The 25677-nt window shown below is 36.0% G+C and carries 25 protein-coding genes and 1 tRNA gene; 6 read left to right on the top strand and 20 right to left on the bottom strand.

Annotated elements, in window-relative coordinates:
* Positions 1–87: 87 nt before the first annotated feature.
* The 9 genes from FC66_RS08050 to cdaA form a co-directional block, all read right to left on the bottom strand.
* The gene (locus FC66_RS08050) at positions 88–240 is read right to left on the bottom strand and encodes a hypothetical protein (RefSeq protein WP_169787604.1); all 153 of its coding nucleotides are present in this window, start codon (positions 238–240) and stop codon (positions 88–90) included.
* 151 nt (positions 241–391) lie between these two features.
* Positions 392–463: transfer RNA gene (locus FC66_RS02245), tRNA-Asn, on the bottom strand.
* 72 nt (positions 464–535) lie between these two features.
* Positions 536–844, bottom strand: a complete 309-nt coding sequence (locus FC66_RS02240) for a hypothetical protein (RefSeq protein ID WP_057973749.1) — start codon at positions 842–844, stop codon at positions 536–538.
* A gap of 290 nt (positions 845–1134) precedes the next feature.
* On the bottom strand, positions 1135–2202 hold the full coding sequence (locus FC66_RS02235) for an ABC transporter ATP-binding protein (RefSeq protein ID WP_057973748.1): 1068 nt from the start codon (positions 2200–2202) through the stop codon (positions 1135–1137).
* Between the two features lie 150 nt (positions 2203–2352).
* Complete coding sequence (locus FC66_RS02230) at positions 2353–3063, bottom strand: glucosamine-6-phosphate deaminase (RefSeq protein WP_057973747.1); 711 nt, start codon at positions 3061–3063, stop codon at positions 2353–2355.
* A gap of 146 nt (positions 3064–3209) precedes the next feature.
* Complete coding sequence (gene glmS / locus FC66_RS02225; protein ID WP_057973746.1) at positions 3210–5027, bottom strand: glutamine--fructose-6-phosphate transaminase (isomerizing); 1818 nt, start codon at positions 5025–5027, stop codon at positions 3210–3212.
* A gap of 209 nt (positions 5028–5236) precedes the next feature.
* The gene (gene glmM / locus FC66_RS02220; protein WP_057973745.1) at positions 5237–6592 is read right to left on the bottom strand and encodes a phosphoglucosamine mutase; all 1356 of its coding nucleotides are present in this window, start codon (positions 6590–6592) and stop codon (positions 5237–5239) included.
* Between the two features lie 21 nt (positions 6593–6613).
* Complete coding sequence (locus FC66_RS02215; RefSeq protein WP_057973744.1) at positions 6614–7741, bottom strand: CdaR family protein; 1128 nt, start codon at positions 7739–7741, stop codon at positions 6614–6616.
* The gene (gene cdaA, locus FC66_RS02210; protein WP_057973743.1) at positions 7738–8577 is read right to left on the bottom strand and encodes a diadenylate cyclase CdaA; all 840 of its coding nucleotides are present in this window, start codon (positions 8575–8577) and stop codon (positions 7738–7740) included. Before cdaA ends, FC66_RS02215 begins: the two co-directional genes overlap by 4 nt.
* A gap of 157 nt (positions 8578–8734) precedes the next feature.
* Between cdaA and FC66_RS02205 the strand changes: the two genes are divergently transcribed.
* The gene (locus FC66_RS02205; protein WP_057973742.1) at positions 8735–9391 is read left to right on the top strand and encodes a DUF1361 domain-containing protein; all 657 of its coding nucleotides are present in this window, start codon (positions 8735–8737) and stop codon (positions 9389–9391) included.
* 37 nt (positions 9392–9428) lie between these two features.
* Here the strand turns inward: FC66_RS02205 and FC66_RS02200 are convergent, their stop codons facing one another.
* Together FC66_RS02200 and murB are read right to left on the bottom strand one after the other, a co-directional pair.
* The gene (locus FC66_RS02200) at positions 9429–11537 is read right to left on the bottom strand and encodes a cation:proton antiporter (RefSeq protein ID WP_057973741.1); all 2109 of its coding nucleotides are present in this window, start codon (positions 11535–11537) and stop codon (positions 9429–9431) included.
* Positions 11538–11555: 18 nt separating this feature from the next.
* A complete protein-coding gene (gene murB / locus FC66_RS02195) occupies positions 11556–12455 on the bottom strand; it encodes a UDP-N-acetylmuramate dehydrogenase (RefSeq protein ID WP_057973740.1) in 900 nt (299 codons plus the stop codon).
* A 190-nt stretch (positions 12456–12645) separates the two neighbouring features.
* On the opposite strand from murB, the gene FC66_RS02190 reads away from it, so the two are divergent.
* Both FC66_RS02190 and FC66_RS02185 read left to right on the top strand, forming a co-directional pair.
* Positions 12646–13179: a 3'-5' exonuclease gene (locus FC66_RS02190; protein ID WP_057973739.1), complete on the top strand. Its 534-nt coding sequence runs from the start codon at positions 12646–12648 to the stop codon at positions 13177–13179.
* 34 nt (positions 13180–13213) lie between these two features.
* Positions 13214–13687: a glutathione peroxidase gene (locus FC66_RS02185; RefSeq protein WP_057973738.1), complete on the top strand. Its 474-nt coding sequence runs from the start codon at positions 13214–13216 to the stop codon at positions 13685–13687.
* Positions 13688–13719: 32 nt separating this feature from the next.
* Here FC66_RS02185 and tsaE read toward each other — a convergent pair whose 3' ends face one another.
* The 3 genes from tsaE to FC66_RS02170 are packed head-to-tail and all read right to left on the bottom strand — an operon-like array spanning position 13720 to position 15891.
* Positions 13720–14187, bottom strand: a complete 468-nt coding sequence (gene tsaE / locus FC66_RS02180) for a tRNA (adenosine(37)-N6)-threonylcarbamoyltransferase complex ATPase subunit type 1 TsaE (RefSeq protein ID WP_057973737.1) — start codon at positions 14185–14187, stop codon at positions 13720–13722.
* Between the two features lie 16 nt (positions 14188–14203).
* A complete protein-coding gene (gene pta, locus FC66_RS02175) occupies positions 14204–15193 on the bottom strand; it encodes a phosphate acetyltransferase (RefSeq protein ID WP_057973736.1) in 990 nt (329 codons plus the stop codon).
* Positions 15194–15210: 17 nt separating this feature from the next.
* Positions 15211–15891, bottom strand: a complete 681-nt coding sequence (locus tag FC66_RS02170; protein ID WP_057973735.1) for a uracil-DNA glycosylase — start codon at positions 15889–15891, stop codon at positions 15211–15213.
* 126 nt (positions 15892–16017) lie between these two features.
* On the opposite strand from FC66_RS02170, the gene FC66_RS02165 reads away from it, so the two are divergent.
* Positions 16018–16884 (top strand): Cof-type HAD-IIB family hydrolase, encoded by an 867-nt coding sequence (locus FC66_RS02165; RefSeq protein WP_057973734.1) that lies wholly within the window; start codon positions 16018–16020, stop codon positions 16882–16884.
* A 74-nt stretch (positions 16885–16958) separates the two neighbouring features.
* On the opposite strand, the gene FC66_RS02160 is transcribed toward FC66_RS02165, so the two are convergent.
* The 4 genes from FC66_RS02160 to FC66_RS02145 form a co-directional block, all read right to left on the bottom strand.
* Entirely contained in the window at positions 16959–17828 is an 870-nt protein-coding gene (locus tag FC66_RS02160) for an alpha/beta hydrolase (RefSeq protein ID WP_057973733.1), read from the bottom strand.
* Positions 17818–19137 carry a PTS transporter subunit EIIC gene (locus tag FC66_RS02155; RefSeq protein WP_057973732.1) on the bottom strand — a complete coding sequence of 440 codons (1320 nt, stop codon included), beginning with the start codon at positions 19135–19137 and terminating at the stop codon, positions 17818–17820. The genes FC66_RS02160 and FC66_RS02155 overlap by 11 nt, the downstream gene beginning before the upstream one ends.
* A 151-nt stretch (positions 19138–19288) precedes the next feature.
* Entirely contained in the window at positions 19289–20026 is a 738-nt protein-coding gene (locus tag FC66_RS02150; RefSeq protein WP_057973731.1) for an amino acid ABC transporter ATP-binding protein, read from the bottom strand.
* Positions 20026–21435 carry an amino acid ABC transporter substrate-binding protein/permease gene (locus FC66_RS02145; RefSeq protein WP_225429384.1) on the bottom strand — a complete coding sequence of 470 codons (1410 nt, stop codon included), beginning with the start codon at positions 21433–21435 and terminating at the stop codon, positions 20026–20028. Before FC66_RS02145 ends, FC66_RS02150 begins: the two co-directional genes overlap by 1 nt.
* A gap of 163 nt (positions 21436–21598) precedes the next feature.
* Here FC66_RS02145 and FC66_RS02140 point away from each other — a divergent pair, with 163 nt between their 5' ends.
* Positions 21599–22162: a GNAT family N-acetyltransferase gene (locus FC66_RS02140; protein ID WP_057973941.1), complete on the top strand. Its 564-nt coding sequence runs from the start codon at positions 21599–21601 to the stop codon at positions 22160–22162.
* Between the two features lie 53 nt (positions 22163–22215).
* Here FC66_RS02140 and FC66_RS02135 read toward each other — a convergent pair whose 3' ends face one another.
* Positions 22216–23274, bottom strand: a complete 1059-nt coding sequence (locus FC66_RS02135; protein ID WP_057973730.1) for a 3D domain-containing protein — start codon at positions 23272–23274, stop codon at positions 22216–22218.
* Positions 23275–23513: 239 nt separating this feature from the next.
* On the opposite strand from FC66_RS02135, the gene FC66_RS02130 reads away from it, so the two are divergent.
* On the top strand, positions 23514–25145 hold the full coding sequence (locus tag FC66_RS02130; protein ID WP_057973729.1) for an ABC-F family ATP-binding cassette domain-containing protein: 1632 nt from the start codon (positions 23514–23516) through the stop codon (positions 25143–25145).
* Between the two features lie 60 nt (positions 25146–25205).
* Here the strand turns inward: FC66_RS02130 and smpB are convergent, their stop codons facing one another.
* The gene (gene smpB, locus FC66_RS02125; protein WP_057973728.1) at positions 25206–25673 is read right to left on the bottom strand and encodes an SsrA-binding protein SmpB; all 468 of its coding nucleotides are present in this window, start codon (positions 25671–25673) and stop codon (positions 25206–25208) included.
* Between the last annotated feature and the right edge of the window lie 4 nt (positions 25674–25677).

Here is a 25677-nt window from a genome sequence, read left to right as displayed (position 1 = left end):
AATATATTTAAATAAAAGATTCTTTTGACAAAATACGCAAAAAAACCACCGTTACGATCAACGGTGGCCATCATTTATTTAACTAAATTATGCTTTTTTTGCTGCAGCTGCTGCGTCGTTAGCTTTGCTTTCTTTTAAGAAAGTAGCAAGTTCTTGTTGTTTACGACGACGGTTCTTTTTGTTTGGAGTGTTAACTGGACGACGATCGTTACCGACACCTGTATGGTTGTTTGATGACATTTCGCAATCCCCCTTTCTGACAATCTCTTAATTTTAAACTGTATTCAGAAATAATTCAAGTTAATCATTAATTTCTTACAATGGACTCAAAAAGTTAAGTTCATAAATAAAAAAAGATAATCGGCAGTAAGTCGATCATCCTCTATGAATACTGCTCAGGTAGGGATCGAACCTACGACATCTTGATTAACAGTCAAGCGTTCTACCGCTGAACTACTGAGCAATCATTTCATTTCTGTCTATACTATTTTATACCATAGATTAACCCATTTTGTAAAGAGGTTTTTGGCATTCCTTACTCAATATGATTGTCCATCAATATGGCATCCAAGTCGTTCTGCGCTTCTTCAGTTCTGTGCCACTCTTGATATTCCGTAAATGCTTCAATTGGCATTTCAAAATTTTCATTAATATACTTTTCATAATTGATAACATGCGATGATCTAGGAATATTTAATTGTAAAATACGGACTCCCTTCAGAAAACCTCTTTGAACCGCAAGTTCTGCCCGACCATTTTGAACCATGTTCGATAATTCAAAATATTTAGAGTCATCATTTCTTGTAATTTCTTCGATTAACGATAAAACTTCATGACTTTTCATGTTAAATCCAACTTTCTACATTTATTCGCTTAACTTAAGTATAAACACATTCGTTCATAAGTACAATAAGCACAAAAAAAGCCACTACATCGCAATAGTGGCCAGCATAAGAGAGAAAGAGAATTGATAAAGGTAATTCATATACCTTACAAGACCAAGATAACATTTAATGTAAGCGTTGTCAATAAATTTCTAATTCCATTTACCTATTAAGTAAAATAGTTCAAGATTACCCAAATATCGGTACAAAAAAACGTTAACGCATCATCACCCGTTAACGTTTCATTTATTTAATTGTTTGTTTTAGCCGGATGGATGAGACTCGTTGGATGTTCAATAATATGCGTAATTGAATGTCCCGATACATTAGCTAAACTAAAGAAAACAACTGCCAGTAATACGACCACCGTTAATACTTTACTTGGTTTAGACATTTTTTCGTTTAAAACGGAACCGTAGAAATCCTTTTTGACTCTGTCAGTAATAACTTGCTTTGAAACGTCAGAATTCGCTTCTTCAGCACTTTGTTTATCAACTTGGCTGACAAGGTAGTCATCGATACTAAAGGCTTTTTGGGCCTCTTTTTGTTCTAACTGATAGGCCGTTTTTTCTTTCTTTGATAAACCTTTAAACCAATCGATGTACGCTTTATATTTATCCACAACGTCTTTAGTTGGGCCAACTTGTTTTAAATCGCCATATTGGATCCATGCAACACGATCACATAACATTTCAATTTGTTTTAAAGAATGACTAACAAAAATAATTGTTTTCCCTTGATCCTTAAATTCATTAATTTTGTCGACACATTTTTGATAGAAAGTATCATCGCCGACCGATAAAGCTTCATCAATAATTAAGATATCAGGATCAATATGCACGGCAATGGCAAAACCTAAACGAGATTTCATCCCACTCGAATAACTTTTAACGGGTTGATAAACAAAATCACCTAAATCAGCAAAGTTAATAATATCTTCTAAAATATCATCAATTTGTTTATTCGTTAAGCCTTGCATTAATCCTTTTAAACGAATATTTTCTAGTCCAGTTAACTGCCCTCTTAAACCGGCACCAATCGCGATAATTGATGTTTCACCGCGGACGTCCACAATACCTGTCGTTTGCGGAATAATACCTGAGATAATATTCGACAATGTTGATTTACCTGAACCATTAACACCAATTAGGCCAAGCGTTTCGCCGCTCATTACATCCATTGAAATTCCTTTTAATGACCAAAAATGAGGTACGGTCGTATTTTTAAAAGAAAAGAATGATTTAATATGTTCAGACTTTGTTTTAAATAAGTCATATTCTTTTGTAACATTTTTTACCCTAATTTTATAATCGACCATTTTTTCAACTTCCTAAAAACGTATTTTCTTACAATTGTCATTATGTTACTAGACTTACTATCAACCGTCAAGCAAGCACGAAACACAAATAGAACTAATCCATTTATTTTAACGCTTTAAACGAATTAGTTCTACATATTAAGTGTAACTTTATTTATTTTTTAATAAACTTGCTGCTGCTTCATCAACAATGACCGTAACATCACCATGATTTTGTAAGAAACTTGCAGGAACATCTTCCGTAACGGGACCTTCGATCATTCCTTTAATTGCTTCTGCTTTACTTTCGCCAAAAGCTTCAAGTAAAATTTTCTTTGATTTCATGATTGAACCAATACCCATTGAATAAGCGTAGTTAGGAACATCTGCTTCATTTTCAAAGAAACGCGCATTAGATTTGATTGTTGATTCTGTTAAATGTACTTTATGTGTCAAACTGTCCCCAGCTGTACCAGGTTCGTTGAAGCCGATATGTCCATTTTTACCAATGCCCAAGATTTGTAAATCGATTGGGTTTTCTTCGATAATTTTGTCATAACGTTTTGTTTCTTTTTCTGCGTCATCTTCAAGACCATTAGGTAAGTAAGATGTTTTAAATGGTTTTTTGCTAAAAAGATTTTCGTTCATAAAGTAACGGTAACTTTGTGAATCCTTTTCGCCTAAACCTACGTATTCATCCAAGTTAACTGATGTTGCGTCAGTAAAATCTAAGTCACTGGCTGTAATTGCGGCGTAGGTTGTAAGTGGTGTACTCCCCGTAGCAAGTCCGAAAACTTTAGCATTTGCGTCTTTAGCATCTTTAAAAACTTCGTAGCCTTTTTGGCCACCTTCATTTTGATCTTTAACAATAATTAATTTCATTTCATTGTCCTCTTTTCAATTGTTTATCGTCCTAATTGGTATAGTCCAATAATACAATGTTTATTAAAAAAAAGCAATAGGTCTATACCAAATAAGCAAAAAAATAATGCCACCTCAATGAGGCAGCATTATTTCATTCAATTTTGTTATTCAACGGTCACACTTTTGGCTAAATTACGGGGTTTATCAACATCGTATCCACGATTTAAGCTTGTGTAATAAGCCAATAATTGTGCGGGTACAATACTGACTAATGGCGTTAATAAGTCAGAAACATCTGGTAAGACAATTTGATCACCCTCGTTTGCCAATGATTCCATTGAAATTGTAATTGTGTTTGCGCCACGAGCTAATACTTCTTGAACATTACCTCGTGTGTGGCTTGCGGTTGGTGCATCCGTAATGATTGCAACAACAGGCGTCCCTTTTTCAATTAAAGCAATCGTTCCATGTTTCAATTCACCGGACGCAAAACCTTCAGTTTGAACATATGAAACTTCTTTTAATTTTAACGCAGCTTCAATTGAAACGTCATAATCAATCCCACGTCCAATGTAAAATGCATTACGTGTTTCACTTAAAAACTCTTTAGCTAAATCATTAATGGATTCTTTTTCATCAACCATAGCTTGCATAGCATTCGCAACTGCCGTTAGTTCATGATAGACATCATAATCAATTGCTTTTACTTGTCCCGTTACAGTTCCTAACGCTTTTGCCAAGAGCGCTTCAACAGCAATTTGAGCCGTATAAGCTTTCGTTGAAGCAACCGCAATTTCTGGCCCCGCATGCAACAATAAAGTATATGTCGCTTCACGAGAAAGCGTTGAATTAGCTGAATTTGTAATGGTCAAACTTGGGTACATCATTTCGTTAACCTTGACAAGAACTTGACGACTGTCGGCTGTTTCACCACTTTGTGACAAGAAAATAAAGAATGGTTTTTCTGAAAGCAATGGCATATGATAACCAAATTCTGAAGCAACATGGACTTCTGTCGGTACATTAGCCAAGCTTTCAAATAATTCTTTTCCGACTAATCCCGCATGATAACTCGTTCCCGCAGCAACAATATAAAGACGGTCAGCGGCTTTCATTGCGTTTAGAATATGATCATCAATCTTAACCGTTTCTTCGTTCTCAACGTACTCACTCAGCAAACGACGCATAACGGCAGGTTGTTCATCAATTTCTTTTAACATATAGAATGGATAAGCACCTTTTTCTGAGTCGCTATCATCCATTTCAACATGGTATGAATCACGTGAAACAGCCTCACCATTTTTATTTTCAATTTCGATGGATCCTGGTTTAACGACAACCATTTCGCCATCCATTAATTCAATAAAATCATGCGTTTCTTTTAACATTGCCATCGCATCGCTGCAAACAACATTGAATCCATCCCCTACACCAATTAATAACGGACTTTTATTTTTAGCCACAAACAAGGTTTCTGGTTCTTCACGATCCATCATCAAGAAAGCATATGAAGAACCCTCAAGTAATGATAAAACTTTTTTGAAGGCTTGTTTAGCCGTCAAATTTTCTTCATTCGCGAAGTAACCAATTAACTGAACGACAACTTCTGTATCTGTTTCACTCACAAAGTTAACATCTTTTAAATATTGCGCTTTTAGTTCAGAAAAATTAGTTATCACACCGTTATGCACAAGATAGAAACGACCATCTTCAGAAACGTGAGGATGAGCGTTAAACTTACTTGGCACACCATGAGTTGCCCAACGTGTATGTCCAATTCCAGCAGTTCCATGAATGTTATCATCAATGGCTGATTTTAAGTTTGAGATTCGACCCGCTTCCTTCACGAGATAATCCTCACCCGTTTGGTTATCCACAAAAATACCTGCTGAATCGTAACCTCGGTATTCCAATTTCTCTAATCCATTAATTAAAATCTCAACAGTATTTTTCTTTCCCGTTACACCAACAATTCCACACATAGTTTATATCATCCTTTTTAATTGTATTTTAAGTTATTTTTAAAATTGGTATAGATGCATAATAAATAAGTAACCCCTATCAATATCTATTAATATACCTTTCTGTAATTATGTTGTCAACAATTATTATATTGGTATACATAAAAATGTTCAAGTGTATAAAAAAAGAGTCACTCGAATTTTCATTCAAATGACTCTCTAATATCGTTTTAAACACCCATTTCGGTCTGAACAGTTTTCACAATTCGATCCACATAGGCTTTAACTTCCGTCTCTGTTGGAGCCTCTGCCATAACACGTAGTAAGTTTTCAGTTCCACTAGGTCTAACAAGAACACGACCGTCACCGGCCATTTCTGCTTCAACTTCTGTGATACTATCTTTAATTTTTTGATTATTCAATGCGGCTTGCTTATCCGTTACTTTTACATTCACAAGTTCTTGTGGGTAGGTTTGTACCGCTGCAGCCAATTCAGATAATTTCTTACCCGTCTTTTTCATAACGTTTAGCAATTGAATAGCAGTTAACATCCCGTCACCAGTTGTATTGTAGTCTAAGAAAACAATATGTCCAGATTGTTCGCCACCAATATTGTAACCGTCAGCACGCATCTTCTCAACGACATAACGATCACCAACTTGCGTCTTAACTGATGTTAAGTTTGCTGCTTCAAGTGCTTTGTATAAGCCAATGTTACTCATAACTGTTGTTACAACCGTTTCTTTTTTCAAACGACCGCGTTCATTCATGTATAAACCACAAATGTACATGATTTTATCGCCATCAATAATATTACCTAATTCATCGACAGCGATACATCTATCGCCGTCACCATCAAAAGCAATTCCGGCTTGAAGTTTCTTTTCGACAACTAACTCAGCCAAACCTTCTGGATGCGTTGACCCAACACCCGCATTTATATTTAATCCATCGGGCGATGTTGCCATTGTTTCAAAATCCGCGTTTAAATCTGCAAATAAACGTGAAACAAGACCACTTGTTGCACCGTTAGCAGAATCAATACCGACGTGTAAGCCTTCTAAATCATCAGGAATTGTTTGTTCTAGAAATTGCGTATATTTTAATACGCCTTCTGGATAGTCTGTTAATGTACCAAGGCCTTCACTATCAGGTCTTGGTAGCTCATCAGAATCTTTTTCTAAAAGAACTTCAATTTCTTCTTCTTGTTCATCCGATAATTTGTATCCATCCCCACCAAAAAATTTAATTCCGTTATCTTGAACGGGGTTGTGTGATGCTGAAATCATAATACCGGCAACGGCATTTTGCGCACGTACAAGGTAAGCCACACCGGGTGTTGAAATAACGCCCAATGAGAGTACCTCAATCCCGACAGATAATAAGCCCGAAATTAAAGCTTGTTCTAACATTTGACCAGAAATACGTGTATCACGGGCAACAAGTACCCGAGGTCTATCATTATTTTCAAGTTGCGCATGTTCTGAAAGAACATAACCACCTAGACGACCCAATTTAAATGCCAATTCAGGACTTAATTCTTTGTTTGCAATACCTCTAACACCATCTGTACCAAAATATTTCATTAGTTTCTCCTCATTGATTACTTAGTTTAATGTATTCGTTGATTCACTCATACTGTCAGAACTTGTCACCGCTGATGAAGCAGAACTTTCACTACTCTCTGAACTCGAATCAGAACTCGACGATGCCTGTTCAGACGTTGTTTCACTATTCGTTGTCTCTGACGTTGTTGCTGTCCCACTAGAAACGTCAATCTTCACTTTAACAGATTTAGGTGATGCTGAGATTAAATTATTCTTATCCAGATCAATATCGAGCGTTTTCGTAACAGAATCTTTGATATTGTTTATTGGCACAACAACATCAATCTTGCTTAAGCTATCCAGCGTTGCTTTTGTTCCCGTAACGTTCACCTGCTTTGTATCACTAGAAAATTTATATATTTTCCCAGATACGCCTGATCCGCTCGAAACAAAATTTAACGATAATTTCTTGGTTGTCTTTGTACTCTCAACTGGAATTGTAACGCCAACCGTTTGCGGCGTAACAATAACATTTAGCGTTTTTCCATCCGCATCCAAGGCTTCAAGCAACACTTCCTGTGAGATTGTGGATTTTATTTGATTACTCTTCATATTAACTTGTGCGACAACTTCCGAAATTGCGTTCACATCATCTGATGCTCCCGATACAGAAACTGTATTATTATCCAGTACTGGCGTTCCACTCTTATACTCTTGGGCCAAGCGACGTTCATTAAACTTAACCTGTATAGGGAAAGTAGCTGTCTTACGTTTTTGTATCGTAACATCAATTGTAGCAGGATTAATTTTATAACTAATCTCTTTATTTAATCCCTCTGCCTGCAATTTAACCGTATGTTTACCAGGTTTCAATCCCTTTAAATCAGCATAAACGCTAAAATTTTGTGTGTTCACTGTGGTTGTAACCAAAGCACTTGGTCCATCCAGCGTTAGCTTTACATTTTTAGGATATCCGGTAATGAAATATTTATCATTGTCTGCTGAAATTTGCAGGCCAGTGTTAATTGTTTTTGATGTATTCGCAACTAAACTCGTTTTCTTTTCATCAGAAAGATTATTCGTATTTGATAATTGATCATAATTCACATAGACAAATAATAGAATTGCTAAAATTAAAGACGTTCCAATATAAAATGAACGACTATTAAAGAACTTATTTAGATTCATTTTTTACTCCCCCTGTGTCCGAAATTTTCAAAAAATTCCCAGAAAGGATTGTTCTTTTTATCATCATCTTTGATTAATTCAGTATTCAATAATTTAAGATAATCTTCTTGCGACAGATCACGAATCAGTTGATTGTTACGTGTAATTGTAACAGCGCCTGTTTCTTCTGACACAACGATTGTAATCGCATCTGTGACTTCACTTATTCCGACCGCGGCACGATGCCGAGTTCCCAATTCTTTCGGAATTAGGTTACTTTCAGATAGCGGTAAATATGCCGCCGCAACGGCAATTTTATTATCCTTAATGATCACAGCACCATCATGTAAAGGTGTATTAGGAATAAAAATGTTAATTAATAATTCCCCAGTAATTTCAGCGTTCAACGCAATACCAGTTTCGATATAATCTTCCAAACCGGTATTCATCTGAATCGTAATTAATGCACCAATTCGACGTTTCGACATATACTGAATGGCAGAATCTAACCCAGCAATCATATGTTTTTCGTCTTTATTTTTTTGTTTCCCTCTCGCAAAAAAGGACCCTCGACCAAGGTGTTCCAAACCACGCCTTATTTCCGGTTGGAAAATAACGACCATGGCGATAACACCCCAATTGATAACTTGATCCATAATCCAAGATACCGTTTGTAACCCAACAACTACACTAATTAGCTTAATCACAACAATAATAATGATTCCTCTAAAAAGTTGAACTGCTTTGGTTCCTCTTAAAAGTACCATGAGTTCATAAACAACAAACCAGACAACAATAATATCCAGTATGTTAACCATGTGTCCCCATGTTACAAGACCACCCCAGTTAATGGACATCACTCGGCCTCCTCTATTTTATTAACCGTTTTATTATACCACGTTGTCGAATTCGTTTCCTTACCCCCATTAATTTTTCTATAATTTGTCAGATAATAATTTTATTTCAGCGTATTTTTTGCTACACTTAGAACATTATAGAAAAGGAAGCCCATTTATGACAAATACGAACGTGAAAAACGGTATCAGATTATTCTTTTTAGCCTACTTAATTATGATTTATTTATTTATTTCAAGCCAAGAAATACAATTTAGTTTTCTATTGCTTAATACCTTTCTGGGCTATCTACCAATCGAGATAGCCTTTCATCTCAAAAAAAATCAGTCCAGTGGTTGGTTTTGGTTACTAACCCTTCTCTGGTTGTTCTTTTACCCAAATGCGCCATACTTACTAACTGATCTTTTTCATTTAACCATGTTGCGACCATACGATATCACAACTGGCTTAATTAAGTTAGATATTCATATGTGGTTGAATTATACCTATCTCATGGTAAGTACAATGTCATGCACACTACTTGCACTCGTTGGTCTTTCTCAAATTGCTAACCAGATCAAGGACAGATTACATTTTACGGCAGCTTATTCTCGTTACGCCATTATTTTTGTTCTCACCATACTAGCGTCTATCGGCGTCTATGTCGGTCGCTTTTTGAGATTACATACCGTCTACTTACTCACATCGCCCAAATGGGCATTAAAAATGATAGGCGATATGTGGAATATTAAAATGCTCGCATTTGTCGTATTATTAACAATTGTCCAGTTAGTCATTATTATTAGTTTAGAAATATATCGTAAAACAATAAAATAGGAGCGTTTCGCATATTTTATGCGAGACACTCCTATTTTTAATCTTCCTCAGAAAGCATAATAACATTTTCAGAGTAGTTGATATATTCACGTAATCTTGATGCTAATGACCACGTAATATAACCCTGTTCCATCAATTCTTGCATTGCCGTACGCTCTGCCGCAATGGCCTTCAATCTTAACTGATAACTTTGCTCCTCAGACTCAGAACGATCAAATTCTTTAGTTAGTTTTAAAGTTTCAATGCGGTTACGATAATACACAATCAAATGATAAATAGCTTGCTGATTAAATTGTTGGTTAACATCATCTGATTTTTTCACGTAAGTCGATAATGCCTTGATTGCTGCCTTAGCTAAAGCTTTTTCAATATTTCGTCGTTCATAAACTTTCTTTAATTCGGTTTCGGAGAAAAATGCCCGTCTGGCCATCTTTCCTATTTGTCTGGAGGCATACTTAATATTTCTAACCGTAACAAACGATATTTTTCGATTATTTATTTGACTTAATTTTGCTTTTTGCTTCATAATTTTCTTATTGATAATCGCATAATTTTGATCACTAATCGCATTTTTTAATTTCATCTTATCTAATGCTTCTAGCTCACCATCTAAAGCTATTCGTCTAATATTCGCCTCTTCTTCAACAATTTTACGTAATCGTTCATCATCTTGATCAGAAAATTCAAGTCGTCGAATCATAAATTGATATTCCAAAATTAATTCATAGGCCACCTTTTGATTACTTTCTCGTCGCTCAGACTCTAATCGACTAATTGCAACGCGCATAATATAAATACGCGCTTGTTTTTCATTGAATTGCGCGTTCCCATTCTCAGAAATAATAATATCGTCATCAACTAACCCATCTGATGATTCGTTATTGGTTTTCATTATGTCTTTTTCTTTGGTAAGAAAAGGTAATATTAATATTGCGGCCAACAAACTTAAAACAATAATTCCACCCGCAATAAACAACATTAATGACCGTTCCGGGAAAGCATCACCAGATTTTATAATTGTCGGTACTGTTAAAACACCGGCCATTGTAATGGCCCCACGAACACCTGAAAAGCCTGAAATTAGCGAAACGCGCCAACTTGGCGTTTCCGTATTTTTTGTTTTATCTTTTTTCGAGATAAATAACATATTAATATAAGTCCAAATAACACGAATTAAAACTAAGAACAGCCAGACAACAACAACATCTACAATTGCCGTAAAAGTACTGCTATTGTTGTCTTCTATCGTGTTTGACATTGCGATTGGCAATTCAATCCCTAAAATAATAAATACGAATCCGTTCAGTAAGTAAACAACAATCTCCCACGTTTTTTCGGTAACTAATTTAATCTCAGGTAAATAGGTTGCAAAACTATTTTTGCGTGTACTAGAAATAACACCCGCCACAACAACTGAGATAACGCCGGAAGCATGCAGAAACTCTTCTGTAAACATAAATATGATAAATGGCGTCAAAATCTGTAATATCGTGTTGAACACGACATCATTAATTCCTTGTCTCATTAAAAAATCGCGAATAGTTGAAATTAATAACATTAAAACAGCTCCGGCAATAAACCCGACAATCGCAATGTAAGTAAAATCACCGAACGCCTCGCTAAGGGAAAAATAACCCGTTGCAGCTGCGGCAATTGCATATTTAAAGGCAATCAATCCACTTGCGTCGTTGATTAAACTTTCACCGCTGACTAAATTTAATATATTTCGTGGTAATTTAGCTTTCTCTGCAATTGATTGAACCGCGACCGGATCAGTTGGTGATAGAATAGCGGCCAATGCGAATCCCACAGCTAAAGGCATCTTTGGAATTAAAAAATGAATAAAAAATCCGCCGGCAACCGTGGTCAAAAAGACCAGTAAAATGGCATTCGCAAAAATGGCGCCTCTCAATTTCCAAAGCTCTCGTTTTGGAAATTTCCGACCATCATTAAATAATAATGGTGCAATAAAGAGTAATAAGAACCAATCAGTTTCCAATTCAATTGAGATTTTAAAAATTAAAGCAACAATAAATCCCAATGTAATCTGAATTAAACCAACCGGTATCGAAACCAGATAGTGACTGATGACGTTTGATAATAATACAAGCGCAGCTAAGACAATAACTGATTCAAGTAGTGGCATTAACCATCTTCCTCTCTTTTAGTCTTCTCCGATAATCCTAACTTCTGTTTCTAACTTAACATTAAATTTTTCCCAAACGGTATCTTGTACATGCTTAATAACGTCCATGTAATCTGTTGCTGTCGCACCGTCCACGTTAACAATAAACCCGGCGTGCTTTGTTGAAACCCGAGCACCACCGACTTGATAACCTTGCAATCCAGCGTCATGTATTAGTTTACCAGCAAAGTACCCTTCTGGTCGCTTAAAGACACTTCCGCATGACGGATATTCCAAAGGTTGTTTCGAGGCACGTAAAAAATTAAAATTATCCATTGTTTCACGAATGTTATGCTTATTACCTTCTTTTAAGATAAAAGTTGCTTCTAAAATAATGTCATGGTCATCTTGAATCTGGCTATGTCGGTAGCCAAAGTTCATTTCTTCGTTAACCATAGTTTTCACATAGCCTGCACGCGTGATCACACTCACTTCAGTTAAAACTTGGCAAATTTCACCACTATAAGCACCAGCATTCATAAATACTGCACCACCAACGCTTCCAGGAATTCCGGCAGCAAATTCAAAATGAGTTAACCCAGCTTGGTATGCTCGTTCTGTCGTTTCAATTAGAGATGCCCCCGCTTGAGCCATAATTTTTGTACCAGATACGGTAATCTGATCCATATCCGTTAAAATAATGACAAGTCCACGAATCCCACCATCTTTTACAACAAGGTTACTTGAGTTACCTAAAACAGTTAACGGAATACCATTTTCGTTAGCCATATTAACAAGAAGTTTAACTTCCGCAACCGTCTTGGGAAAAGCTAAGACATCTGCCATACCACCCGTTTCAGTATTGGTATATTTAGCAAGGGGTTCTTTTTTTAAAATTCTCATAGTTGGAAAAAGTTCTACAAATGTATCATATTTCATTATTTATTCGATTCCTTTCAACATTTAGCGATTCTTTTTATTTTAACACGTTCATCGTTTATTTTTCTAATTTATCACATAAACAGCTGACTTTTAATTTCATTACCTAACTGGTATACTTTGTTAACGTTATCAGACCGGGCATATCTTTGTACCTCGGCTATTATCTCAGATTAAAAAGGAGTCGCCTATGAATTTTGTCACAATGGATTTTGAAACTGCTAATAATCAGCGTCACAGCGCTTGTTCAATTGCCTTAACAGTCGTTCGAAACAATCAAATCGTCGATGAATTCTATTCGCTTATCAAACCTGAAACACCTTTTAATTGGCGAAATGTTCAAATTCACGGAATTCATGAAGAAGATGTTGCCTTCGCACCTAAATTTCCGGAATTATGGTCACATATTTCACCACTCTTTCAAAATAACAGCTTAATCGTGGCACATAATGCGCCTTTTGATAACAGTATTTTGCATAATACTTTAGATTATTACGGCTTGGAAACACCAAAATTTTTGCTACTCGATACGGTTAAAACAAGTCGTAAACTATTTCCAGATTTTCCAAACCATAAATTAAACACCGTCTGCGATGAATTAGATATTAAATTAACGAACCACCATAACGCATTAGATGATTCAGTTGCCTGTGCTAATATTTTACTGTACCAAGAAAATAATTTTGGTCAAGACAGCTTAAAACCATTCGTTAAACCGGCTTAATAACTGTCATCAAACTATGTCAGGGGGAATTATGATGTCAATTTATGATTATCAAGTCACACTAGAAAACGGTGACGTTTACTCGCTTGAAAAGTATGTAGGACATCCGCTCTTAATTGTTAATACCGCGACAAAATGTGGATTCGCACCACAATTTAAACAGTTGGAACAATTATATGAAGATTATCAGGATCAGGGTTTAGTCGTTCTTGGTTTTCCTTCAAATCAATTCCATCAAGAACTCGACGATGATGCACAGGCCGCCGCAGTTTGTCGGACGACATATGGCGTTACCTTCCCAATGCACACGATTCGAAATGTTAACGGTAAAGATGCGTTACCGTTATTTACGTATTTGACTGCAGAAACAAAAGGGACTTTTGGCCGCTCAATTAAATGGAATTTCACTAAATTTATGGTCGATCGTAACGGCCAAGTTGTTAAGCGTTTCGCACCTAAAACCGATCCATTAAAGATGATACCAGAAATCGAAAAACTAGTTCATTAACGCAAAAATGGTTGATAACCCAATTGGGATTATCAACCATTTTTTTTAACCAACTGCTCAAGTATCCTCGTGTATTGTGAGCCGTAACTATCAAGTTTAATGACACGACGATTGTCGTCATCCTCATCTTTCAACAAAGTAATTCTTAACGAGTCATCTGGTAATTCATCTTGAATAAATTCAGACCACTCAACAACGCTCACGCCATCAGAATTAAAGTATTCGTCTAGCCCTAAATCTGCACCGCCCATCCCTTCAAGACGATAAACATCCATATGAAATAGTGACAGACGGCCTTCACGGTATTCTCTGACAATTGGAAATGTTGGACTTTTAACATTTCGCGTAATCCCTAATCCAACGGCTAGGCCCTTCGCGAAAGTTGTCTTTCCCGCACCTAAATCACCATCTAATAGCAAAATCATGTTAGGTTCAACGAGTTGTCCTAATTTTTCCGCAATTTTTTGCGTTTCTTCAACAGAATTCACTTCAATATTCATTAATTATTTCACCCTATTACTCTAAGCTTTGTGCTGCAGTAATAATACCAACCTTGTAAATTTCTTCAACGTTAGCGCCACGAGACAGATCAGAAACTGGTTGATTCAATCCCTGTAGAATTGGACCAATCGCTTCGAACCCACCCAAACGCTGTGCAATCTTATAACCAATATTTCCTGATTGTAATTCTGGAAAGATAAAGACGTTCGCATGTCCGGCAACCTTTGAATCGGGTGCTTTTTGTTCACCAACACTAGGCACAAAAGCCGCATCAAATTGTAATTCACCATCAATTGCTTCGTCTGGTGCTAATTTTTGAGCAATCGCAGTGGCTTCAGCAACTTTTGAAACTTCTGGAGATTTTGCTGAACCCTTTGTTGAAAAACTTAACATGGCAACTTTTGGATCAATATCAAAAATACGCGCAGTTTTGATACTTGCAATTGCCATCTCCGCTAACTCTTGAGCAGTTGGGTTAATACTGATTGCTGCATCAGAAAATAGATATTTTTCTGTATCATTATTTCTAGTCATAATAAAGGCACCACTTGTACGGCTAACGCCTGGCTTTGTTTTAATAATTTGTAATGCAGGGCGTACGGTATCGCCAGTTGCGTGAACGGCTCCAGAAACCATACCTTCAGCAAGTCCCATGTAAACTAACATCGTACCAAAATAATTAACATCACGTAACATTTCATCTGCTTGTTCTATTGTGTTTTTACCATTACGGCGAGCAACAAAAGTTTCTTTCATTTCATTAAAATCCGCATCGGAGTAGGCCTTTGGATCAAGTAATTGTATGCCAATTCCTTCAATAACTAAATTAAGTTGCGCTGCCAATGCTTGAATTTTTTTTACATCTCCTAACAAAATGGGTTCTGCTAAGTTATCTTCCGCTAATTTAACGGCAGCTTTTAAAATACGTTCTTCTTCCCCTTCAGGAAAAACCAATTTAATTTTTTTACTTTCAATCTTACTTTTTAAACTTTCAAATAATGACATTTTACTTCCTCCTATAATTAAACATGTATGGGTAATTGCCAATCAATTGGCTGCAATCCCCGACTCGTTAAATTCTGATTTATTTTTGAAAATGGCTTAGAACCAAAGAATCCACGGTAAGCGGCTAAAGGACTTGGATGAGGTGATATTATCACAAAATTATGATCCGTATCAATTAATTTCACCTTATCTTGCGCTGATTTTCCCCATAAAACAAAAATAACTGGCTGATTTGATTCCGACAAGTGTTGAATAACGGCATCGGTTAACATTTCCCACCCTTGATTCCGATGAGAATTAGCGGCACCCTCTTGAACGGTTAACACCGTATTCAGCATCAGGACACCCTGCTTCGCCCAATCTTTCAAATAACCATGATTAACCGGTTGAATACCCAAATCTGACTCTAATTCTTTGTACATATTACGTAAAGATGGTGGAATCTTTTCTCCTGGTAAAACTGAAAAGCTCAAACCGTGTGCTTGATGCTCTTCATGGTATGGATCCTGCCCAAGTAAGCAGACTTTAACCTCAGCAAACAGTGTTAATTTAAAACTTTCAAAAATCCGATTTTGTTCCGGAAAAATCGTCTTATTTTGATATTCGTAATCAATAAAAGTTTTTAAAGCAGTATATTTTGACTTTGCAAGTTCATTCGTTAAAAATGGTTGCCAGTCATTATCGACATTAATATTCATTACGCAGCACCTCATGAATCAAGTTTACCATATTACCGGACACAAAAATAAACGATTTGATTAAAATATTGAGCGGTTTCATGTTAAAATAAAACAAGTAAATATGATTAGAGGAGTGTTGAATTTATGATAAAAATTATTGCATCAGATATGGATGGTACATTATTGAATGATCAAATGGTGATTTCTGAAAAAAATGCCGATGCGATCAAACAAGCGCAAGCTTTAGGGGTCCATTTTATCGTTTCTACAGGTCGTGGCTATACTGAGGTTAAACCCTTAATTACGGCGGCTGGATTCAATAGTCCAATGATTACGTTTAACGGTGCAGAGGTTTTAAACGAAGATGGCGAAACACTTAACACGACACCCATTTCAGATGAAGTTGCTCAAACATTGGTTCGGTTATTTAAAAGAGAAGGTTTCTACTTTGAAATGACAACTTCAAATGGTGTCTATTCTGATAATCGTGCAAGCCGCATTCAAAACGTGGCTCGCTTAATTTCAGATACAAACCCAGATACACCTTTTAAAATGGCTGTCTCACTGGCCGCTGCTAGACTTGAATTAATGAATATTAATTACGTTGATGATTATCAGACCGTTATCGACGACCCCAAAATTGATATCTTTAAATTAATTGTTTTCAGTATGGATGGCCAAGAAAAATTAACGCCTTTGAAAGCAAAAATTGAAGTAGAAGACTCACTCGTGGTAACATCTTCTGCACCAACTAATCTTGAAATTAATAATATAAATGCACAAAAAGGGATTGCGCTTCAAGCATTCGCTAAAGGATTAAACATCCCTATGTCAGATGTAATGGCTATTGGAGATAACTTAAATGATGTCTCGATGCTAAAAGTTGCAGGGGTTAGTTATGCCATGGAAAATGGTCATGATGAAGTTAAGCGCATTGCCAACCATTCAGCAAAAACTAATTCTGAAGATGGCGTTGGTTTAGCAATTCTTGAACAATTAGCTGAAAAATAACCACTAGACTATAAAAACGACTAATCAGTTAGATTTTCTAATTGATTAGTCGTTTTTTATTTATTAAATACTAATTATTGTTTTTTATCATCCGGCCCATTTTTCTTTGAATCATTAGAATCCATCACGTACTGTTTAATTAACGCCACAATTTGTTTGTTTTGTGGTAAATCAGAATGTTCTGATTCATTTCCCGTAACCGTTATTTCAGTGTACGATTTCGCTTGATTCTGAAAAATATATTTTCCGGCATTAACACTTTGATAAGGGACGATCCCATCATTCGTGTAGTTCTCCGTTCCAGCAATGGAGTACAGCACTAAGTCTGTTGGAATTTTCTTTCGATCCGCCACAAAGTCTGCTAACATCTGTGTTCGTGTACTTTGATTTGTTTCCTCTCCATTGTACGGCGAGCCAATCGTCATCAGGGTGTTAATCGACGCAGCCTTATTATCAAAATATTTCTCTAAAAATGTCGTATAAATTAGGCCACCATTTGAATGTCCAATACCGCTGAATTGGTTAAACTTATATTTATCAGAAAGGTAATTAAATGCCGTGTTAAACCACTTGGCTTGTTTTTTTATGCTGCTATACCCATTTGAATTATCTTCAAAACCAACAACAATGAACGGTTGCATATCACGCTTGGCTATCTTACCAGTGATTTTGAGCTCACCCGTTTTTTTCACCGTAATTTTCAATAAACTATGTGCACGATTCGTTGAAGTATTTAAAACGTCAATTAATTCATCAAAACGATTTTGAGTTGCGCTACTTCCCGGAATTAAGATGACGGGATTTAACTTAGAATTATGGATAATCCGACTATTTTTAACTTTCTGACTATTCCACGTATTTGCCGGTATAATTACGGCTAAAAGACAGGTTAAAATAAGTATTCCCCAAAATAGATAACGACCCATTTTTCGTTTATTTTTCATTTAGGTCACCCCCATCGATAAGTGCTGCCTGATTATTCAATTTAACGAATGGAATATAAATTAAAACGGTAACAACTAGAACGATGCCTGAAACAAACAATGCACTCCAATGACCATTAGTTCCCAGAAATGCCATTAACGGTGCTGGCGTTGTTCTAGGTAAGTTATAAACGGCTGGTGGCATCCACTTGAAGTAAATGAAGAAGTAACCAATTATCATTGAAACAAGTGGCGATATTATAAATGGTATCATCAATATTGGATTTAAAATAATCGGCAAGCCGAACATCAATGGAAAGTTAATATTAACCAGACTCGGAATAATTGAAAATTTAGCTATCTTACGACTATTTTTATTTTTTGAAGCAACTAAAATCGCTATGATTAAAGACATTGTCATGCCCGTTCCACCAAAACTTCCAAAACTATCATAAATAGTGTGAATTGAAATAGGAAAAGGAACACCGAATGATGTGCCATGCTTTAGGGAATAACTTAAGTTACTGACAATTGAGGTATCATCCAAGCCCCCCTGCATAATACCCAAAGGTCCCGAAATACCGACACCAGATAAAATACTATTAAAAAAAGCTAAAAATAGAATAGTTATAATCAAATGCTTCGATTTAATTTCTGTTAGCCTAAACAAAGAATAAAATAATCCATTCACACCCATTTGATTAATCATTGAAGCTAGGAGCGTTAATCCAATCAAAATACCTAATACAATGGCTAGTGGAAGTAGTCCTCCCACGCCACGAGAAATGAATGTATATTGATCTACTTTTTCTTGCTTATTTCTGGGTGAGAACCATTTAAATATATAACCCACAAAAACGCCCAAGATTAAAGAAATAAAAATCCCCCTAATTCCCAGGTCTTGCATCAAAAACGTCTCCTGATTGCTATCAGAAGTAAAACTCGCTAAATTATAGTTTAAAATAAGCATTCCGATAGCCCCAGTAAAACCCGCTATTTGTTCGTCTTTTTTAAACGATCTTGTGATGTACTTTGCGCTTAGAAAGGCCGTCATGATTGCAATAAAATTCATTGTTACTGTGTTAATAATTTCTAATACCTTTTTTATAACATCTTCGTAAGGTAACCATGATGAAATATCGTATATTTGATTAAAGAATCCTTGCTTTGAAAAAACGCTAGAACTGAGAGCCATACTAAGACTTCCGATAATAATAAAGGGTAAAATAATTGCGAATGTTTTTTCAATTGCCTGGTAAGTAAAAGATTTTTTTATATATCGATCAACCTTTAATAATTTTTGTGAAAATCCTAACCATATCGTGTTCATCAAATTCCCCCTCCAGTTGTCATTTATTATAAACTATTAAAACGCTAACGACATCAATGTTCTCTTATTCTCAATAATTAATTTTTACAAAAAAAGAAACCAGTTATAAACTAACTGATTTCACTTCAATGTCTTAATCATGAGTCAATATCTACGCATTTAAGACTTTATTTAAAAAATCTTTTGTTCGGTCATTTTTAGGATGACTGAAAATTTCATCTGGTGTACTACTTTCTAAAATATAACCGTCAGCCATGAAGACGACACGATCAGCAACTTCTTTAGCGAAACCCATTTCATGCGTCACAACTACCATTGTCATACCATCTTTAGCAAGTTGTTTCATAACATCTAAAACATCCCCAACCATCTCCGGATCAAGCGCAGACGTTGGTTCATCGAACAACATAATATCCGGTTTCATCGCTAATGCACGCGCAATTGCAACGCGTTGCTTTTGTCCCCCGGATAATGAATTAGGTGCGGCATCAGCTTTATCACTTAATCCAACTTGGGCAAGTAATCGTTTTGCTTCTTCAACTGCTTCTTCTCTTGTTTCTTTCTTCAACTCAACGGGAGCTAAAATAATATTTTCAAGAACCGTTACATGTGGAAATAAATTAAAATGCTGGAATACCATACCAATGTTTTGACGAATGACGTTTAAATCGGTTTTCGCATCACTAATATCGTGACCATCCACCACAATTGAACCAGAAGTTAGATCTTCCAGTTTATTTAAACAACGCAAGAAAGTACTCTTACCAGATCCAGAAGGACCAATCATACAAACGACTTCTTTTTCCGCCACTGAAAGATCTAATCCTTTTAAAACCTCATTTGAACCATAGTTTTTCTTTAAATTTGTTACTTGAATTTTAGCTGCCATTATTTAATCTTCCTTTCGACTAAATTAGATAACCACGTTAATAACGTAATAATTACGAGATAAATAACCGCAATAATTAGCCACATTTTGAACCCTTCAAGGTTCCTTGCGATAATAATTTTGCCGGTTTGTGTTAATTCTAAAATACCAATAACAGATAGAATCGAGGTATCTTTTAAGGTAATAATAAATTGATTGATAAATGACGGAATCATGATTTTAATTCCTTGTGGCATAATAACTTTCATCATGGCTTTACCATAGGGTAGCCCTAAACTACGTGCCGCTTCCATCTGACCATTATCAACAGCCTTTATACCGCCCTTAACAAACGCAGCCGTATAGGCACCTTCGTTTAACGTTAACGTGATAATTCCGGCAACGAATGCTGGTATCTTAGTCCCCGTTAAATTAGGAATACCAATGTAAATGAAGAATGCTAAGACAATCAATGGGAGTCCACGGAAAATATAAATTAATGTGCTTGAAAGGCCATTAAGCCATTTATTCGGTGCAACACCCATCATTCCTAGAATAATTCCTAATACCGTCGCAAAAACAATTGCAACAATAGTGAGCAGCATCGTTTGTTTAAAGCCATCAAACAAGGTGCCGCTATTTGTTTTCAATAAACCTAAAATTGTTCGAGAGCTTTTTGAGTTCGAGTTAGCGCTCTTGGCATTTGTACCCGTATACTTATCAACAATTTTTTTGTACTCGCCATTAGCCTTAAGTTTCTTTAAGCCCGAGTTAAATTTTGTGAGTAATTCTTTGTTTGTACCCTTTTTAACGGCGAATCCATATTCACCTTTTTCATATGTTTCACCAACAATTTTCATTTTGATACCATTTTTAATTCCGTAAGCCAAAACGGGCTTATCATCAAAAGCAGCAACCGAATTACCCGTCATGACGTCATCATACATATTACTTGAATCATCAAATGTTGTCGTCGTAATGTTGTATTGCTTTTTAATTGAGTTAACAAACTCTGCAGAGGATGTTCCCACTTTAATGGCAACTTTTTTTCCTTTTAAATCATCTAATGATTTAATTGTGCTGTTGGTCCCAACTGCCATTGCAACCCCAGCATCATAGTAACTCTCTGAGAAATCAAATTTCACTTGACGTTCAGGAGATACAGTCATTCCCGCCATTACACCGTCAATTTGGTTGGCTTCTAACGCCTGAACTGCTGCATTAAATCCTAAAGCTTTGATATCAACTTTAAATCCTTCTTCTTTAGCGACGGCCCGCATGATGTCCATATCAATACCAACGTACGACTTTCCGTCTTCTGCCTGGTATTCGAATGGTGCATAGGTTACATCTGTTCCTATCGTATATGTTTTTTCTGCTGCGCTCACTTGACTACTATGTAAAAATAATCCAACCCCACATGCGAACATGAATGTTATGATCATTGACTGCCATTTTTTCATAATATCCTCCTCAAATTGACTTCATGTTACATAATATAACATATCCATTCTCAGCGTGCAATTGGGTTGTTTTGACAATTATTTCTATACCCTATACACTAGACTTATTCAGGAAAGGATGGTTTTTATGATTATTAGAAGAGCAACAAAAGAAGATGCACATGAGGTCGTTCCTTTAGTGAACATTATCTTAGAAGATATGGAAATCCCTATTCTTAAAGAGATTCCATTGCCTGACCTCTTCAAGGTATTGGAACTTGCATTTGAAACAGAAGATTACCGTTATAGTTATGGTCGCGTTCAAATTGCGGATATCGACGGTAAGGTTGCCGGAGTCGCCTTCGGTTACCCAGATGAAGATGAAGGCCACATTGATCACGCGATGAGCCAATTCTTCCCACAAATTGGTTTGCCTGAATCAACTGAGTTTTTCCCAGAATCAGAAGTTTTACCAGGTGAATGGTATCTCGATACACTTGCTGTTTCACCTGACTTCCAAGGCCAAGGAATTGGAACAACTCTTTTAGAGTCGTTACCAGAAGTTGCCCGTGCCGCTGGAAAGAATAAAATTGGTTTAAACGTCGATGTAAGAAATCCTAAAGCTGAAAAATTATACACTAAAATGGGCTTTAAAACTGTTGGTAACATGGTTATTAGCGGTCATGACTACCACCATATGCAAAAAGATATTTAATTAAAAAATGGCCACCTAAAATTTAAATTTTAGGTGGCCATTTTCGTTATATTTTAGTCTAAAACTTTAACAGTTACTGTTTTTCTACCCCATGCAAAACATCTCTCATTCGACAAGAAATGAACATCAATTCGATTTCCTTTAATAGCAGTTCCAGTATCGCCGGCAACCGCTACGCCGTAACCAGATACCCAAACAACAGTTCCTAATGGAATAACTGTTGGATCCACAGCAATTTGCTGCGGATTACTTAATAAGCTCAAACCGTATGAACCATGAGTTCCCATACCTGGTGCATTAGTTGAATAAGCCGTTGCTTCCATTTGCAAGGTTTTCTTAGTTGTTTTACCAGAAGTATCATTACTTGCTTTTTGATCAGTTGACTCTATATTTTTCGTTGCCTTAGCATCAGCTTTCTTTTCTTCAGCTGCTGCTTTGGCGTCTTCCTTCGCCTTTTTTTCTCTTGCTTCTTTTGATAATTCTTCATCTTTTGCTTTTTTTACTTTATCAAGTTCGCTTTTAGCATCACCTAAGGTTCCTTTTAAAGCGACCAATTGTTTGTCCATTTTTTCCGTTTCTTGTTTAGCTTCAGCTTGCTTAGACTTCAATGCTTTTTGTTCAACTTCTAACTTAGCCTTGGCTTCTTGCATGTCTTTAATATTAGCCGTGACATCCTGCATTGTTTTATTATCCGCAGATTGTAAAACTGAAACCGCATAAACACGGTTAATAAAATCACCCGCATTTTTTGCTTCGAGAACGGCTGTTACCATTTTACTACTTGAATCATTAACCTGTAGACTTCTTAATCTATCTTTGGCATTTTCAATTCGTGTATTTAATTGTGCTTGTTCATCCTCAATTGATTTATCTTGTGAACCAATCTTATTTTCCTTATCAGAAACTTCTTGATTTAATTTATCAACTTTTGCGTACTCATCATTAATACTAGTTAATGATTTTGTAATATCTGTGTTTGCAGCTGACACTTTTTCCTGCGCAGCGGATTCCTGCTTCTTCAAGTCACTGATAGATGTTGCGCTAACAGAAACTGAGTTACCTAGTAGTCCAATCGCAATTACTCCGATTCCAATAATATTTCTAATTTTCAAAATAATGCTCCTTTTTTATAAATACCTTAGCTATCTTATCCACAGAGTATAACGAACTGACAAGTCAGTCATGTGTCAATGGCATTACAAAACATCACTCATGTTACAACTCTGTGACTAATCCGCTATCATTTTCAGAAATAAACGCTTTATTAGCACGCATTTTCAAAACCGTTTCATTTTAGGCTCAAAATATGCTATGATATGTAGATTATACAAACGAATAGTGAGGGTATTAAATGATAACTGTAAGTAATGTAAGTTTAAGTTTTTCAGACCGTAAATTATACGATGACGTCAATTTAAAATTCACGCCTGGTAATTGTTACGGACTAATCGGTGCTAATGGCGCTGGTAAATCAACATTTTTAAAGATTTTATCTGGTGAAATCACACCAAGTACAGGTAATATCTCATTGGATCCCAATGAACGTATGACAATGCTTCAACAAAATCATTATGGTTTTGAAGAATATACTGTTCTTGAAACTGTCATCATGGGTTATAAAGAACTTTATGCCATTATGAAAGCAAAAGACGCTATCTATGCAAAAGCTGATTTTTCTGACGAAGATGGTATCAAAGTTGCCGAATTAGAATCTGACTTTGCCGAGATGAATGGTTGGGAAGCTGAATCAGAAGCTTCAATGCTGTTGCAAGGCCTAGGCTTTGGCGAAGATATGCAAGACAAAAAGATGAGTGAATTAACAGAAAGTCAAAAAGTTAAAATCTTGCTTGCACAAGCACTTTTTGGTAATCCTGATGTTCTGCTACTCGATGAACCTACTAATGGGTTAGATATCAAATCAATTAACTGGTTAGAGGATTTCTTAATTAACTTCTCAAATACCGTTATTGTGGTTTCCCATGATAGACATTTCTTGAATAATGTCTGCACACATATGTGTGATGTTGATTTTGGTAAAATCAAATTATTCGTTGGTAATTATGACTTCTGGATGGAATCAAGTGCATTGGCTTCAAAACTTGCAAATGATTCTAACGAAAAGAAAGAAGCTAAAATCAAAGAATTACAAGAATTCGTTGCACGATTTAGTGCCAATGCTTCTAAATCTAAACAGGCAACATCGCGTAAAAAGATGCTTGAAAAAATTACGCTTGATGATATTCAACCTTCATCACGTCGCTACCCATTCATCAACTTTGAAATTGATCGCGAAATCGGTAACGATTTATTATCAGTTAGTGGCATTTCAAAAACAATTGATGGCGTCAAAGTTCTTGATAATATCTCATTTAGCTTAGGTAAAGACGATAAAACGGCCTTTACAAGTGAAACAGATATTGCCGTTACAACCTTAATCAGAATTCTTTCTGGTGAACTAGAACCTGATACAGGTACTGTTCAATGGGGTGTAACAACCTCTCAAGCTTACCTTGCCAAGGATAATAATGATCAATTTGCTGATGAACATTTAACAATCATCGACTGGTTGCGTCAATTTGCTTCTAAAGCAGAAAGCGACAATACTTTCTTACGAGGATTCTTAGGTCGTATGTTATTCTCTGGCGAAGAAGTCGACAAAGAAGTTGGCGTCTTATCCGGTGGTGAAAAAGTCCGTTGTATGTTATCAAAAATGATGTTAACAAGAAATAACGTTCTTTTACTTGATGATCCTACTAACCATTTAGATTTGGAATCAATCACTTCATTGAATGAAGGTCTTTCAAATTATAAGAGTGCGTTATTATTCGGTTCTCATGATCGTGAATTTATTCAAACGATTGCTAACCGTATCATTGAAGTAACACCAAACGGTCTTGTTGATCGTGCGGACACAACTTATGATGAATTCTTGGAAAATAAAGATGTTCAAGATCAAATTGCTGGTCTTTACAAACAAGCTTAATTTAAAGTTAAACCAAAAAGGAAGTACCCAATGTTGAACTTGGGTACTTCCTTTTTTTGTTTAGTAATTTTTAAGAACGCGTTGAATTTGACGTTCTTGATCACGACGTTTAATTGTTTCGCGTTTATCGTAATCGTTCTTACCTTTTGCAACACCTATTAACACCTTAGCAAACCCATTTTTGATGTAGACTTTCAAAGGGACAATTGTGACACCCTTATTCTTAGTTGCTTCATCAAATTGAGCAATTTGCTTCTTATGCAATAGCAGCTTACGATTTCGAAGTGGATCATGATTGAACTGATTACCTTGATCATATGTTGAAATATGAACATTCATCAACCAAGCTTCGCCATTTCTAATTTGCGCAAACCCATCTTTTAAATTAATACGGCTATCTCTAACAGATTTAATTTCGGTCCCTGTTAAAACGACACCGGCCTCAACCGTATTATCGATGTTATAACTATGTCTGGCTTTTTTATTTTGAGCTAAGGGTTTATCAAAAGATGACTTTTCTTTTCGCAATCTT

This window comes from Dellaglioa algida DSM 15638 (assembly GCF_001434695.1).
Taxonomy (GTDB): Bacteria; Bacillota; Bacilli; order Lactobacillales; family Lactobacillaceae; genus Dellaglioa; species Dellaglioa algida.
The sequence above is the reverse complement of the archived record's forward strand: the minus strand, read 5'-3'. Positions and strand labels throughout refer to the sequence as shown.